9 protein-coding genes are annotated in these 13,918 nt (G+C 56.7%); 2 read left to right on the top strand and 7 right to left on the bottom strand.

What is annotated here, in order from left to right; translation table 11 throughout:
• Nucleotides 1–2: 2 nt before the first annotated feature.
• Genes FTW19_RS16950 through FTW19_RS16935 form a run of 4 tightly spaced genes read right to left on the bottom strand, consistent with a single transcriptional unit; the run spans nt 3 to nt 5,738 of the window.
• Nucleotides 3–1,178: a glycosyltransferase gene (locus FTW19_RS16950; protein WP_147648727.1), complete on the bottom strand. Its 1,176-nt coding sequence runs from the start codon at nt 1,176–1,178 to the stop codon at nt 3–5.
• A 42-nt stretch (nt 1,179–1,220) separates the two neighbouring features.
• Nucleotides 1,221–2,432, bottom strand: a complete 1,212-nt coding sequence (locus FTW19_RS16945) for a glycosyltransferase family 4 protein (RefSeq protein ID WP_246153355.1) — start codon at nt 2,430–2,432, stop codon at nt 1,221–1,223.
• Nucleotides 2,433–2,490: 58 nt separating this feature from the next.
• Nucleotides 2,491–3,486, bottom strand: a complete 996-nt coding sequence (locus FTW19_RS16940; RefSeq protein ID WP_246153354.1) for a polysaccharide biosynthesis/export family protein — start codon at nt 3,484–3,486, stop codon at nt 2,491–2,493.
• An 8-nt stretch (nt 3,487–3,494) separates the two neighbouring features.
• Nucleotides 3,495–5,738: a GumC family protein gene (locus FTW19_RS16935; protein WP_147648725.1), complete on the bottom strand. Its 2,244-nt coding sequence runs from the start codon at nt 5,736–5,738 to the stop codon at nt 3,495–3,497.
• 131 nt (nt 5,739–5,869) lie between these two features.
• Between FTW19_RS16935 and FTW19_RS16930 the strand changes: the two genes are divergently transcribed.
• On the top strand, nt 5,870–7,258 hold the full coding sequence (locus FTW19_RS16930; protein WP_147648724.1) for a UDP-glucose dehydrogenase family protein: 1,389 nt from the start codon (nt 5,870–5,872) through the stop codon (nt 7,256–7,258).
• Nucleotides 7,259–7,297: 39 nt separating this feature from the next.
• Entirely contained in the window at nt 7,298–8,260 is a 963-nt protein-coding gene (locus FTW19_RS16925) for a UDP-glucuronic acid decarboxylase family protein (RefSeq protein ID WP_147648723.1), read from the top strand.
• 175 nt (nt 8,261–8,435) lie between these two features.
• Here the strand turns inward: FTW19_RS16925 and FTW19_RS16920 are convergent, their stop codons facing one another.
• From FTW19_RS16920 to aceE, 3 genes are all read right to left on the bottom strand, one after another.
• On the bottom strand, nt 8,436–10,346 hold the full coding sequence (locus FTW19_RS16920) for a capsule assembly Wzi family protein (RefSeq protein WP_147648722.1): 1,911 nt from the start codon (nt 10,344–10,346) through the stop codon (nt 8,436–8,438).
• Nucleotides 10,347–10,368: 22 nt separating this feature from the next.
• Nucleotides 10,369–10,995 (bottom strand): hypothetical protein, encoded by a 627-nt coding sequence (locus FTW19_RS16915; protein ID WP_147648721.1) that lies wholly within the window; start codon nt 10,993–10,995, stop codon nt 10,369–10,371.
• A gap of 112 nt (nt 10,996–11,107) precedes the next feature.
• On the bottom strand, nt 11,108–13,786 hold the full coding sequence (gene aceE, locus FTW19_RS16910) for a pyruvate dehydrogenase (acetyl-transferring), homodimeric type (RefSeq protein ID WP_147648720.1): 2,679 nt from the start codon (nt 13,784–13,786) through the stop codon (nt 11,108–11,110).
• Nucleotides 13,787–13,918 lie beyond the last annotated feature (132 nt).

Genomic DNA, 13,918 nt, shown 5'->3' with positions numbered 1-13,918 from the left:
CACTAGCTCTCCGAGTTGTTGAGGGGATGCTTCTTCAGCTCTTTGCCAAACAGGCCCAGGATAATCTTGGCGTTTTCCTTCATGTCGTACCGTGTACGAAAAGTGATTGGAGCCTGCTTATACATCTGCGTGCGTTCGTCTGCGGAAAGAGCATTCCAGCGCCGGAAGAGGTTCAGTGTTCCATCCAGGGTGTCAGCCTCCACCAGACCGACGCTATCTGCTTTGATATCGGGCGCGATGTTTACCTGGTCGGAGAGAAGCACTGGCTTACCACAGGCAAGAGCCTCGGCAACCGCGATGCCGAAGTTCTCCTGGTGCGACGGCAGAATAAATGCTTCACAGGCGTAAAACGCCCCCCATTTGAGTGCTCCTTTGAGCATGCCGGGCCAATGGACACGGCTGGTCAGGCCCGCCTTGTCGACGATAGTTTGTAATTCATGGCGCCATCCCACCTGATCCGGGCCGGCGATCACAAGATGCAACTCGGGGTCGAGCGCCGCAGTTTGTGCAAAGGCTTGAAGCATCAGATCGACACCCTTTTTAGGATGAATTCGTCCCAGAAAAAGTAGAAAACGTTTGCCTCTAAGCTCCGGCGCATGGTCATAAAAGGCTCGTAGCGCTTCCGCTTTTTGAATGCGCGGCGTGTCGGCCCCATAGGGAACGATATGGGGCGTCCACCGGTAGATGGGAAAGGTCTTCTCGGCAAGCTCTTTCTCTGCTTGAGAGGTAAAGAGCACGTAGTTGGCCCCTTTTAGGACCCGGTACTCTGCCGAAAGCCAATAGGCAAGTTTCTTCAGGTGTTTCAGCGGGTATGCCGACTTGAAATAAGGGTCAAGCATCCCATGTGGGAAGACAAGATACGGAATCTCTCCGAAGAGCGCACGATAGGCAGCGAGCCCCCCATAATTCCAAAGTCCGTTGACCACCGCTCCATCAAAGCGAGAACGGTTTTTCTTGAGCCATGGAATCAGCTTCGAGGTGTAGCCATAGGTCGAATTGACGGGCCCTAGGGCATGCACGGGGAAGGGCAGCCCTTTGAGATAAGGAGCATTCGGATCGTCCTGCGTAAGGACTTCCCCTTCATAACCGAGGTCCTTATAGCTGATCAGGGTGCGGACCGCTTCAGCCGGCCCGCCAGCTTCAGGGTTGATCGTCCGGATGATGTGCAGAATGCGCATGGTCTGGCAGAGATTCTCAGGGACAACAGGTAATAAAACAGTTCAGGCGATAAAGTTGCCGGTAACGTGTGCAAGCGCCTGCCGCAGTCCCTGCACATCTTCTTCAAAACTCCAGTGGTTGATTCGCTCCAGGGCGGCGGTACCCATTGCCGCCGGAGTATCCGGTGTCGCAAAAACACGCCGCAGGGCATCAGTCAGTGCATCGATATTACCAACAGGAAAGACGCAACCTTCAACGCCGTCGGTTACAAGGTCTGGTTGAGAGCCCACATCGGTCGAAACGATCACCGCGCGTCCGGCATTCATGACCTCGTTGACGATCAGTCCCCAGGGTTCATGCCGTGAGGGTAGAACGAAGACACTTGAGAGATCGAAGAAACGGGGAAGCTCTGCCTGGTTGCGGAAACCGGCAAAGCGGACGCTGGTGCATCCGGACTCTTTGACTCGTGCTTCCAGATGCGCCCGCTGTTCTCCGTCTCCGACGATGACGAGGTAGGGATGCGGATCGATTCCTGTCCCCGGCGACAGCCGAAGGTAGGCTTCCAGCAGATGGTCGCAGTGCTTGCGCTGCTGCAGCTTGGAAGCGAACAGGATCACCGGGCGAGATGGATCCAGGTTGAGCTCCTGTTGCAACTGCGCACGAGTCTCCCGGGCGGGAATCGCGCGCTGCTGGAAATAACTGTTATCGACCGCATACGGAAAGAGGAACTGAGGAATATCCTCCCCGAAGTAATAGCTCCAATACTTGCTATTCAAGGTTCCGATCGGCAGGGTCGCATCGATCAGATGCGACAGAGCCGCAAAGTAGGCCTTCTTCATCCCCAGCTTCCATCCGGCTCTCGGCCGGTCCGCCATCCATGGCTCGGCCCGTAGCAGGACCGGCACCCCAAGCGCCCTGGCAGCCACCATGGCATGGAGAGCATTCACGCTGGAGTATCCATGGGTCCAAAGCACGTCGTGCCGGGCGATTCTGGAGAAAAAACCTCGGTTCAGGGGACGCAAATGATCTGGTGAAGCGACGTTGTCCAGAATCCGGGGGAGGAATTCGTATTTATAACCTTCCAGGAGAGGAATGTCCCATTTCACCTCAACGCCGAACCCCTGGTCTTTGTAGCCGCGAACGGAGAAGTCCGAACCGAAATAAACAGTCAGGTCAATATCCGGCTCCTGAGAGATACGGCGGAGCAGGGGGGCCTGATATTGGATCGGATGCGTAACCAGGTATGCGAGCCGGAGCTTGCGCCTGGAGGACACTTGATGGTCATCCACCATGCGGACGTTGAACTCCTTTCCTGAATGGACGTCGTGGCGTTTAGTGACTGAGCGTGATGTAAGACGAAAGCTGTGCGATACCCATCAGTGTGGCGATACCGCCAGCGCGAATCGCGGCCTTTATTCCGCTTGTCGGCAGGTAAAGGATGTCATCTGGCTGCAGGACTGGGTCTGGGTCCTTGCCTGCAATCACACGAGACATATTGACCTTTACTTCAATGCGGCGTGTTCCCTCGGTGCGGATAATGCGGGTATCCTCGCGCTTCCCCTCAAAGTTCGGGCCGCCTGCCATCGTGATGGCCTGCAGCACGGTAAGAGGCGAGTTGCTGATCATCGGAATCGCGCTTTGTGTGCGGAATGCTCCAAGAGCATAGATCACGCCCGTTTTTGCGATGACCAGGGTGTCACCCGCAAAGAGAGGCACATTTGCCATGGAGCCGTTAGCCGGGTTATTGCCGAGATCGACAACCAGAGGGGCGTCCTTGCCGGGCCGTAGGATGGTGACCACGTGGCTCGCAGTAGGAGGAAGCCCTCCGACCGCTGCAATAACATCAAAAAGACGCCGCCGCCCCAAAGCCGGGACAACGCTTCCAACGCCCCTTGTCTCGCCAGTGACCGTAATGATCTGATTTGGGGTCTCCATGACCTGGATGGAAACCTGCGGATCAACATACATCCCTCCGGCGACCAGGCGTTCGGCGAGGGCGTGTTCGGCCTGGGTTAGGGTCAATCCTTGGATATGGACAACACCGGCCAGGGGAAGAGCAATTGAGCCATCGAGTGAGACGCGAGCCGTCGGATTGTACTCCGTGGCTCCGTAGATATGGACCGATAGCAAGTCGCCGCCGCCGATCGTTGGTTCGCGGTCAGGGGGGAAGAGGAGAGCTGGGTCCGTAGTGATCTTCAGCGGATGATTGACACCGCTATCATTCCCCGGGGCCGGGCCTGCGAATTGTGCACGAATCGAGGGAACCGATGCGGCCATGATGACAGCCAGCAGAACCGGAGATCCGATCTTAACCTTGAGAAACGGCATAGTCAGTTTCACTCTCCTTCCCCCTGACGCTTCTTGGGTGTGGCTGCTGTCTCCCACGTGTCAGAGTCAAGGTTCGCGTAGGAATAACCCGAGTAGCCGTAGTAGCCATAGTATTCAGGCGAGTTGATATCGACCGCGTTCAATACAAAACCAGTCACACGGATACCGGAGCGGACGAGAAGGTCTCTTGCACGGCGGACAACCTGTTTGCTGGATTTGCCGTGCCGAATGACAAGTACCGCGGCATCCGTCTGGCGACCAAGGATCACACCATCCGTAACGGAAAGAATTGGGGGGGAGTCGATGACGACATGCGTGTATTTCGTCTTTGCGCTCTCGATGAGATGCTGCATGCCTTCTGAGCTGAGCATCTCGGTCGGGAAGGGAGGAACCGGACCGCTGGCCAGAATGTCAAGGTTCGGAACATCGGCCACCTGTTGCACCGCTTCTTCGAGGCTGGTGGACCCGCTCAGTACTGTAGAGAGACCAACCTTGCCATTCAATCCAAAACGATGATGGACGCTGGGACGCCGAAGATCGGCATCGATAAGAAGCACCCTGGTCTCACGTTGAGCCAGAATGCAGGACAGGTTTGTAGAGCAGGTGGTCTTGCCTTCCGACGGCGTCGCACTGGTAAACAGGATCGTCCGGGGTGGATGAGCCGTATCGGCCAGCAGGATGGAGGTCCGAAGCGAACGGAATGCTTCAGCAAACTGGGATTTGGGCATGGTAAGCACACCCATATTGAGTTGTGTCACACTCATGCCGGCAGGCAATTCGCTGACGGTGCGGCGTGACCTCGGGATGATGGCCAATGCCGGTAGTTCCGTGATGCCTTCGACTTCAGCAATCGTACGCAGGCCCGTGTCGAGGCTCTCAAGCAGGAAGGCAATGACGATGCCTCCAAACAGGCTGAACAGCAGCGTCACGATAATGATGGTGGTTGCTGACTGAAGCGTAGGTGCCGCCGGAATCAGCGCCTGATCGACGACGTCAATTTCAAGGGATTCGAGACCCGCCTGAATACCCGCAGCACGCAAGCGCTGCAGCAGGCTGTCATAAAGCTGTCGTCCCGATTCGAACTCACGCTGGCGCAGCGTATATTCCACCAGCTCGTCGCGTAGTTTATATGCGTCGGCCTTCTGTGCCTCGAGTGCGGCCTGGGTCTGCTCTTCAGTGGCCTTAGCAGCGAGATACGTTTGTTTTGCCTGATTGAGTAGACGTCCCTGCTCGGTATTGATCTCGGTAGCCAGCTCATCCATCTGCGCTTTGGCTGCCTTGACCTGAGGGTGGTTCGGACCAAGCTGCGATGTCAGTTCGGCATAGTGCGCGCGGGCGGTAGCCAGCTGACTACGCAAAGCATTCAGAGGCGCCGGTTGGATGCTGGGGGTTGCATCGATGAGGCCTTCCATCGATGCCGGATCCGCCTGGGCCAGCGCGCGATAGCGGGATTCGGCGATGATGCGGTTGATGCGGGCATCGCCGGCCGCCTTCGTGAGGCTGTCGATCAGGGAAGTGATCTCGCTTTGGCTATGGGTTGGATCGATGCTCACGCCCACAGAACCGAGGCGGCGTTGTAACTCGAGAAGCTGTTCCTGCGAAGTCTCTACCTGCTGTTTGAGATCATCAAGCTGACCGGTCAGCCATTGACTGGCGTGCTGTGCTGAGTTGAACCGGGTCTGGTAGCTGCGCTGGATGTAATCTTTGATCAGCGTGTTGATAATGTTAGCCGACAGATGCGCATCGAGACTGCGATAGTTGATCGTGATCAGGTTCGTACGTGCCACGATCGACACTGTGAGATTTGCCTTCAACCGCGACAATGTGGCCTGGCGGATCATCGGCGTATCGAGGGATGTCACAGGTACGGGGGGACGTACGCCCAGGAAAGCCGGTTCGTTATTAAGATTCAGCTCGCGAGCAACCGTCAGCAGCAGGGTTTCGCTGGTCAGGATGGACGACTGGGTCGTGAGGTGATTGCTCGTGTCGGGAGCGCCTACAGTCGTGAGTCGGTACTCGTTCGAGGAGCCTGAACGCACCTCAATACGGCCGGTCGCTATATATAAGCGCGGTTGGGAGACCGACCGGTACATGCCGTACGCTAAGCCCACTGCAATGGCGATGAGCAGAACCCAACGGCGTTTGCGCAGGACGAGGATTGCTTCAGAAAGCGATGCATCCGTAGGCGCAGACGCAGCAGCACGGTAATCCGTCGTCGGCGGGAGAGGTTGCTGAGGATTTTGCGGACCCATGTTTACTCAGTCTAACCGAGACCCTAGGTTCATGGAATTTGAAAAGTACTGCATCAAATGCCGCAAATGATTAAAAAAGCCTTGCTATGCCCTAGACTGGAGCCAGTAGATCAAATTTTGATAGGGAGCCTATGGCGCAAAACGTTCGCATCGCAGTAGTCGGTTCAGGGTATGTGGGGCTGGTGGCGGCGGTCTGTTTCGCTGAGATCGGGCACTCGGTCGTATGTGTCGACAACGACGAGCGCAAGGTGAAGGCATTACAGGGCGGTGACACGCTGATCCACGAAAACCACTTGCCCGAACTGCTGGGCAAGTATCGAAATGGCCGGGTCACCTTTACGACCGACCTGGGCGAAGCCACTAAGAACTCTGATGTCATTTTTGTTGCTGTAGGTACACCGCAAAGCGAGACAGGCGATGCTGATCTGTCCTATGTTGAAGCTGTTGCCGCCGAGATTGCGCGTTCCATCAATGGGTATAAGGTCATTGTCGAGAAGAGCACTGTGCCTGTTTACACCAATGAATGGATTCGCCGCGTCATTGAGCGCAATGGCGTAGATAAGCATCTCTTTGATGTCGTATCAAACCCCGAATTCCTGCGCGAGGGTACCGCGGTTGAGGACTTCCTCCATCCTGACCGCATTGTCGTAGGTTCTGACAGCCCGCGTGCAGCCGAGCTTCTCAGAGCTATTTATGCTCCCCTGACGGAAGGTGCCTATTACAAGCAGGAAGGGCACATCACCGGTATCTGCAATACAGAGGAGCTTCCTCCGATTCTTCTTACCTCTACCAAGAGTGCAGAGATCATCAAGCATGCCTCCAATGCCTTTCTGGCATTGAAGATCAGCTTTATCAATGCCGTGGCCAATATCTGCGAAGAAGCTGACGCAAATGTCGAGCAGGTGGCAAAGGGCATGGGGCTGGACGCACGTATCGGGCCTCGCTTCCTGCGGCCTGGGATCGGATACGGTGGCTCCTGCTTCCCGAAGGATGTTTCGGCGTTCCGTTCGGTGGCTGAGCAGATGGGCCTGGGCTTCAATCTGCTGGCAGAGGTCGAGCGGATCAACGAACAACAGAAGAAGCGTTTTATCGCCAAGGTTCGTTCTACCCTCTGGACGTTGCGCGGTAAGAAACTGGCCGTGCTCGGACTTGCTTTCAAGGGTGACACGGATGACATCCGCGAGAGCCCTGCGATTGATCTGGTCCAGACGTTGTTGGCTGAGGGCTGCTCGGTTGCAGCATTCGATCCAGCTGCCATGGGCCGCGCTAAGCTGGAATTGCCTGAGGGGCCGAACTGCAAGTATGTGTGCGATCCCTATGAAGCGGCAAACGATGCTGATGCGCTATTGATCCTTACAGACTGGGCGGAGTTTGGCCAGCTCGATCTGGCGCGGCTGAATAAATCAATGCGCTATTCCATCATTGTGGACGGCCGCAATATGTACGAGCCTGAAGCGATGGCGGAAGCTGGGTTCCACTACACCAGTGTTGGACGTCCTTCGGCTCATCCGGCTCACTAAATTTCGAACGTAACGCGCATAAGGAGAAGACCCAAAAGCATGGGCAAACGCCGCATTGTTGTCACCGGAGCTGCAGGATTTCTCGCGTCGCATCTATGCGATGTGCTTCTGAGTGAAGGGCATGACGTGCACGGCATCGACAACCTGGCGACTGGCAAGATGGCCAATCTGGCCCATCTTGCCAGTGAACCGCGGTTTTCTTTTGCCGAGCAGGACATCTGCCAGAGCTTCGATCCCGGCCCGTTCGACTACATCTTCAACATGGCATCACCTGCCAGTCCCGCCGACTATATGCGTCTCGGCATCGAGACGCTGCAAGTCGGTTCTGCCGGTACGCTGAACACACTGGAACTCGCGAAGAAATACAAGGCTGGATATCTTCACGCCTCTACATCGGAGTGCTATGGGGACCCCCTCGTGCATCCACAGGTGGAGACGTATTGGGGCAATGTCAATCCGATTGGCCCTCGCAGCGTGTATGACGAGGCCAAACGCTTCAGCGAGGCTGCCATTGCTGCGTATCAGCGCTATCACGGCGTCAATACGCACATGGTGCGTATCTTCAACACCTACGGTCCTCGTTTGCAGGCAAATGATGGCCGTGTCATCTCCAACTTCATGATGCAGGCGCTTCGTGGTGAACCCCTCACGATTTACGGGGATGGATCCCAGACGCGCAGCTTCTGCTATGTCTCCGACCTGATTGATGGAATCGTCAAGTTGGCGTGGAGCGACGAGCACCTGCCGACGAATATTGGCAATCCGGTGGAGTGGACGATTCTGGAGTGCGCCAAAGAGGTGTTGGCAATCACAGGCTCGAAGAGTGATATCAGCTTCCAGCCTCTTCCTCAGGACGATCCCAAGCAGCGCCGTCCCGACATCACCAAGGCACGAACATTGCTGGGATGGGAACCGAAGGTAATGCTGCATGAAGGGCTTGGACTCTCGTTGACGTATTTCAAAAGCTGTGTCGAGGCAGAGAAGTCCGCAGCTTCGATCTAGCATAAAAACGAAGAAAAGGCCTGCGCACTTCAAGTGAGCGAGCCTTTTCTGTTTAAAGCATGTTCCCTGTTGCTGGGTATAGAGGAGTACAGCTGCGTTTTCATTGCGGAAAACACTTATAGATGCGGAAGACTCACTCTACACCTACAGGGAAAATGCTCTAATCGCTGGTTGTTTAGTGCATGCCCAGTCCCTGACGCAGGCGCGGGTACCAGGTGAGCTGAAACTGGACGAGTGTATTGTTCTGCTGGCCTTGCTTGTAGATGGGTGCCTTCCAGATCTCGTGCTGCAAGGTCGCATTGAGTTCCACTTCTTTGGCAAAGCGCTTGACGAGGTTGACGGAGAACTGGTTCTGCGTAGTGCCGCCGGGGACAAAGTCCTTAGCGGTTTTCTTGTTCAGGTACTGCAGTTGTAACCATTCGTTGCCGGAGAAGTGCCAGGTAAGCCATGCCTGGCCTCCTTTGGCTTCGCGGCCGATTGAGTCTCCCATGATGAAGCCTTTGTTGGTGTAACCCTGGCGCTGAACAACTTCGTAGTACATAAACTCGCCGTTCCCGCTGTTAACGACCGGAGGATCGGTGTTGACGCCTTCGAGGCGGAGGTCGAGCTTCGGAAGATAGGGAAGCTGCGCCAGATAGAGCCCCGGACGAAACGAGGCACGATGCGGAGCGCTTATTGGCGTGACATCGTCGTGCACCATGGAATCGAGATAGAAGGTCACAAGGTGCTTCGGAATGGGAAGGCGCCACGACGCCGTAAACATACTGAAACGAGCTCCCGGGTCGGAGCGGGAGAATTTTTCAGACCCATTCGTATCCTGGAAGTGGAAGAAGCTCTTCAGGAACGTGTGGAAGGTGATCGGCGTATGCCCCTTACCGCCCCAGATCGCGGTACGGGAAAATCCAAACTGGAAGTTCTTCGTAGGTGCGAAGCTAAACGTAGTGGAATGTACCCACGGAGAATTCGGATACGTGTGTCCCTTCAGGCTGCCGACAAAGATGTCATAGCGAACAGGTCCCAGGACATTACGGATGAACGGAATGTACATGGGTTCGACTCGGTTGATGCGGAACGAATAAATATTCTCGGCATTGTTGGTCCAGGAGAAGGCACCTCCCACGCCAGGACCATTCCAGGCATCGGACTTTCCGAGTGAGAACTCGTGCTTGGCAAGGTGAAATGAGAGATTTGCTTCCTGGATCCGAAACGTATTCGTTGCTGCAATAGGACCTTCAGGAATCGTGCTTTGGGGGCGATTGAACCCGTCGTAAGAAATTCTGTCGACTGCCGCCAGTTGTTGCGCAAGTGCGTAACTGTATCCATCGGCCGAAGGCGCATGCTGGTACTCTCCACGAACTGACAATGAGAGCCGTCCGATCTCATTGACGGTAGAGAACCCAGTGATGTTATTGAAGCCGTTCTGATACGGGCGCCCATAGTCATTGCTGACAGTCTGCCCCAGGTGAAAACTATCGCGGAGCACAGGTCCGGAGATATAACCGAGGCGGGTGTACGCCGAATAAAGTCCGTTCACTGCGCCAATGCCATCAAAGTTCGCGGCTAGTTCCGCATCGAACTCATGAAGCAGCGAATCAAGAATAGCCTTCGCTTCTTCATTATCGCTGGCGCGAATGTCCTGCTCTGAGTCCACCAGCATATTGATGGCGCTACGCCGGGTCCAGGGCCGCATGCTGATGAAAGCCGTGTTGAGATATCCGTAGGCATGCAGACGCAGCATGGCTGGATAGATCCAGCTATCGACGGGTATATAGACAGACCCCAGGAAGTCTATTTTGCGGATCGTTGCTGGCGGCCCGTACTGGTTGCGCGCCGTGAATGGATGTTGCTCTGTCGGCTGCGGTGCAACGACTGGAGGAGGTACGGGTTGCGGCTTCGGCAGGGTCGGAGGCTGCTTCTGGTCCGGATTGTAAGGAGGCAGAGCCGGGGGATTGGTCTGCTGTTGCTGGTTATAACCGGGTTGTTGCGCAGGAAGGTTCTGCTGCGCCGAATCGTTCTGCTGCGCACTGGCGGAATATAAAAAGACGAAACCGAAAGCGAGGGAGAGTGCTGTAGGGAAGCGGCGCATGCTGCTTTCAGTTTACCTTTGCTCAGGAACGCGCCAGCAGGCCCTTGGCCTTAAGATACCCGCGCATTGCATCGAGAGAATCTTCTTTACCAATCTGCTGGAAGCTGATCCACGTGGGTAGATGCAGCGTACGAGCCCGCGTAAACGCCTCCTGTGCCACGCGATAACACGCGACAGCATCGTGTACATCGACAGGAATGACCGGGATCTTATGTTTCGCGGCGGAGGGATGAGGAGTATGTCCTGGAAGCTGGAGATACAGCACGGGTAACTCGCGCTTCGCAGTCATTTCAATGAACCTTTCACATCCGGCAGGGAGTGCACTATCCAGATAGAGCACAGCCACAAAGCCAGGAGTGAAGTGCATGTTCGCAAAGGCAGCGCCATGTACAGCAGCGAACTGTTGCGCAGCGTCCAGCGTGCTGGGCAAAAGATTGCCGCTGCTTTGTTGCACGATGCCGACAGCCGGCGCCAGGGCGGCGGAGGCGGCGATCGTGTCCTGCGGCCGCAGGTGGTTCGCTGTAGCCGCGATACCGGCCTCAAGACCGCGTGTACGTTTGCTGCCGGAGCGCAGATCGCGCATGGCGTTGTAGAGCTGCTTGAGACGCTGATTAGGAATCAGTGGGTTTTCAAAAGTAGCGGCAGACATTTCGACCTGTTTCTCTGCAAGGTAGCACACACCGCCAAAAGAGCAAGATGGTGCTTGTGCTTGGCAAGCAAAAGCCCGGCGACAGCCGGGCTTTTACGGATGATAGTGGATCTCAGGCGCGGGCAGCGTCCTTCTTCTCGGTGTTGATGCCGAGGTCTGCAAACGCCTTGAGCGCGGTTTTGGCTTTCACCTTACCGTCGCGAACCAGCTTGGAGAGCGCGGCTGCGACGATATCCTTGGCGCCAATCTCGAAGTGCGCACGCAGGTACTCACGGTTGTCAGAGCGGCCAAAGCCGTCTGTACCGAGCGCGACCAGACGCTGGCCGAGCCACGGAGCCAGAGCATCCGGCATGACCTTCATGTAGTCCGAGGCCGCGATGACCGGCCCCTGAGCGTTGCCGAGAGCCTCCAGCAGATACGGCTTCTTCTCCGGCTCTGCGGGGTGCAGGCGATTCCACCGCTCAATCGCAAGTGCGTCGCGGCGGAGCTCGGTGTAGCTGGGGACGGACCATACGCTTGCCTGGATCTTGTACTCGTCGGCCAGAATCTGCTGCGCCTTGACCACCTCGTTCAGGATGGTGCCCGAGCCGAAGAGCTGCACCGTCGCTTCACCGGCAGCAGGCTTGTAAAGGTACAGACCCTTGAGAATACCGTTGACGTCCAGATTCGCCGGCGCCTCAGGCTGAACGTAGTCCTCGTTGTACATGGTGATGTAGTAGAAGACGTTCTCACCCTGTTCGTACATCCGCTTCAGGCCATCCTGAATGACGACTGCCATTTCGAAGAGGAAGGCAGGATCGTAGCTCAGGCAGGTTGGAACGGTGCTTGCCAGTACAGGCGAGTGGCCGTCCTGGTGCTGCAGGCCTTCGCCCAGCATGGTGGTGCGTCCAGCTGTCCCGCCCATCAGGAAGCCTTTTCCGCGAGAATCCGCAAATGCCCAGGCCATGTCTCCGACGCGCTGGAAGCCGAACATCGAGTAGTACATGTAGAACGGGATCGAAGGAATGCCGTAGTTGGAGTAGGCAGTTCCCGCAGCGGTGAAGCTGGCCATTGAACCTGCCTCGGTGATGCCTTCCTCAAGGATCTGGCCATCCTTCTCTTCGCGATAGCTCAGAAGCATGTCGGCATCGTGCGGCGTGTACTTCTGACCTTCGCAGGCATAGATGCCGACCTGCTTGATCACAGACTCAAGACCGAAGGTGCGGCCCTCGTCAGGAACGATCGGCACAACATACTTGCCGAAGTTCGGCTCCTTGAGCAGAGAGCGGAGCATGGAGACGAAGCCCATGGTGGTGGAGACTTCGCGGCCCTTGCTGCCGGCCATCCACTCCTTGAAGAAGTCGAGCCCCGGCGCCTTGAAGTTCAACGCGGGGACTTCGCGAACCGGCAGGTAACCGCCAAGTTCTTTACGGCGAGCCTGCAGGTACTGGATCTCGGGAGCATCCTGTCCAGGGTGATAGAGACCGGCATCCTTAGCAGTCTGCTCTGACACGGGAATGTCGAAACGTTTGACGAATGCCGCCAGCCCCTCGTCGGTAAGCTTCTTCTCCTGGTGGCTGGCGTTACGAGCCTCCGTCGTTCCCAGGCCATAACCTTTGACAGTCTTGGCCAGGATGACGGTCGGGCCGCCGGTGTATTCGGTCGCACGCTTGTAGGCGTTGAAGATCTTGGCGGGGTCGTGGCCGCCGCGGTGCAGGCGAGCAAGCTGCTCGTCCGTCTTGTCGGCGACCATCTCCAGAAGCTCCGGATATTTACCGAAGAAGTGCTGACGAAGGTAGGCGCCGCCTTTGGCCTTGAACGTCTGGAAATCGCCGTCGACACACTCTTCCATGCGTTTGAGCAACAGGCCCTTGTAGTCACGGGCAAAGAGCTCATCCCAGTCCGCGCCCCAGACCACTTTGATGACATTCCAGCCGGCGCCACGGAAGACGCCTTCCAACTCGTCGATAATGCGCTTGTTGCCGCGGACCGGACCGTCCAGGCGCTGCAGGTTGCAGTTGACGACGAAGATCAGGTTGTCGAGCTTCTCACGCGAAGCAAGACCGATCGCGCCCAGGGTATCCACTTCGTCCGACTCGCCGTCGCCGACGAAGGCCCAGACCTTGCGGCCGGTCTTCTGGATCAGATTTCGGTTCTCCAGGTAACGCATGAAGCGTGCCTGGTAAATCGCATTCAGCGGGCCGATGCCCATGGAAACGGTGGGGAAGTTCCAGAATTCCGGCATCAGCCAAGGGTGGGGATAGGACGACAGGCCGGGCTTAGAACGGAGCTCGTGACGGAAGTTCTTCAGGTGGTCTTCACTCAGGCGCCCTTCAAGGAAGGCGCGGGCGTAGACACCGGGCGAGGCATGGCCCTGGAAGTAGATGAAATCGCCGGGCTGGTCGCCGTACTTGCCGCGGAAGAAGTGGTTATAACCAACTTCAAGCAGGGTGCACAGCGACGAGTAGGTCGAAATATGACCGCCGATGCCGGCATCCTTCTTGTTCTGGCCGTGCACCATGGCCATGGCGTTCCAGCGGATCAGGGCCTCGACGCGGCGCTCCTGATTGCGATCGCCGGGATAAGGAACCTCATCATGGGCATGGATGGTGTTGCGATATGGGGTCGTCAGTTCGCCGGTAGCGGCCACGCCGGCTTCGGCAGCGCGCTGTTTCAGCGCAGACAGCAGCTCAGCGGCGGGTTCGTGGCCTTCGGCGACGACGAGCTCGTCAAATGCTTCAATCCACTCGGAGACTTCAGCCAGGAAATCCGGGTTGGCGGTCGCCGGAGGGTTATCGAGCTTCGTGGACATTACGGGGCACCCCTATAAGTAGAAGTTTGGGCGGATATCAGCCTGCCGCCTACCACGATAAACCGTTACCCATACGCGCGTCACCGTTTCCGTGCGATCACCGCACGGGTGTGCGAACTTTTGGGAGTTCTT

Source organism: Terriglobus albidus (assembly GCF_008000815.1).
Lineage (GTDB): Bacteria > Acidobacteriota > Terriglobia > Terriglobales > Acidobacteriaceae > Terriglobus > Terriglobus albidus_A.
The sequence above is the reverse complement of the archived record's forward strand: the minus strand, read 5'-3'. Positions and strand labels throughout refer to the sequence as shown.

Excerpts from the sequence above, each read along its gene's own strand:
- FTW19_RS16950 (WP_147648727.1), bottom strand. The coding sequence starts at position 1,178 with ATGCGCATTCTGCACATCATCCGGACGATCAACCCTGAAGCTGGCGGG.
- FTW19_RS16940 (WP_246153354.1), bottom strand. The coding sequence starts at position 3,486 with ATGCCGTTTCTCAAGGTTAAGATCGGATCTCCGGTTCTGCTGGCTGTC.
- FTW19_RS16935 (WP_147648725.1), bottom strand. The coding sequence starts at position 5,738 with ATGGGTCCGCAAAATCCTCAGCAACCTCTCCCGCCGACGACGGATTAC.
- FTW19_RS16930 (WP_147648724.1), top strand. The coding sequence starts at position 5,870 with ATGGCGCAAAACGTTCGCATCGCAGTAGTCGGTTCAGGGTATGTGGGG.
- FTW19_RS16925 (WP_147648723.1), top strand. The coding sequence starts at position 7,298 with ATGGGCAAACGCCGCATTGTTGTCACCGGAGCTGCAGGATTTCTCGCG.
- FTW19_RS16920 (WP_147648722.1), bottom strand. The coding sequence starts at position 10,346 with ATGCGCCGCTTCCCTACAGCACTCTCCCTCGCTTTCGGTTTCGTCTTT.
- FTW19_RS16915 (WP_147648721.1), bottom strand. The coding sequence starts at position 10,995 with ATGTCTGCCGCTACTTTTGAAAACCCACTGATTCCTAATCAGCGTCTC.
- aceE (WP_147648720.1), bottom strand. The coding sequence starts at position 13,786 with ATGTCCACGAAGCTCGATAACCCTCCGGCGACCGCCAACCCGGATTTC.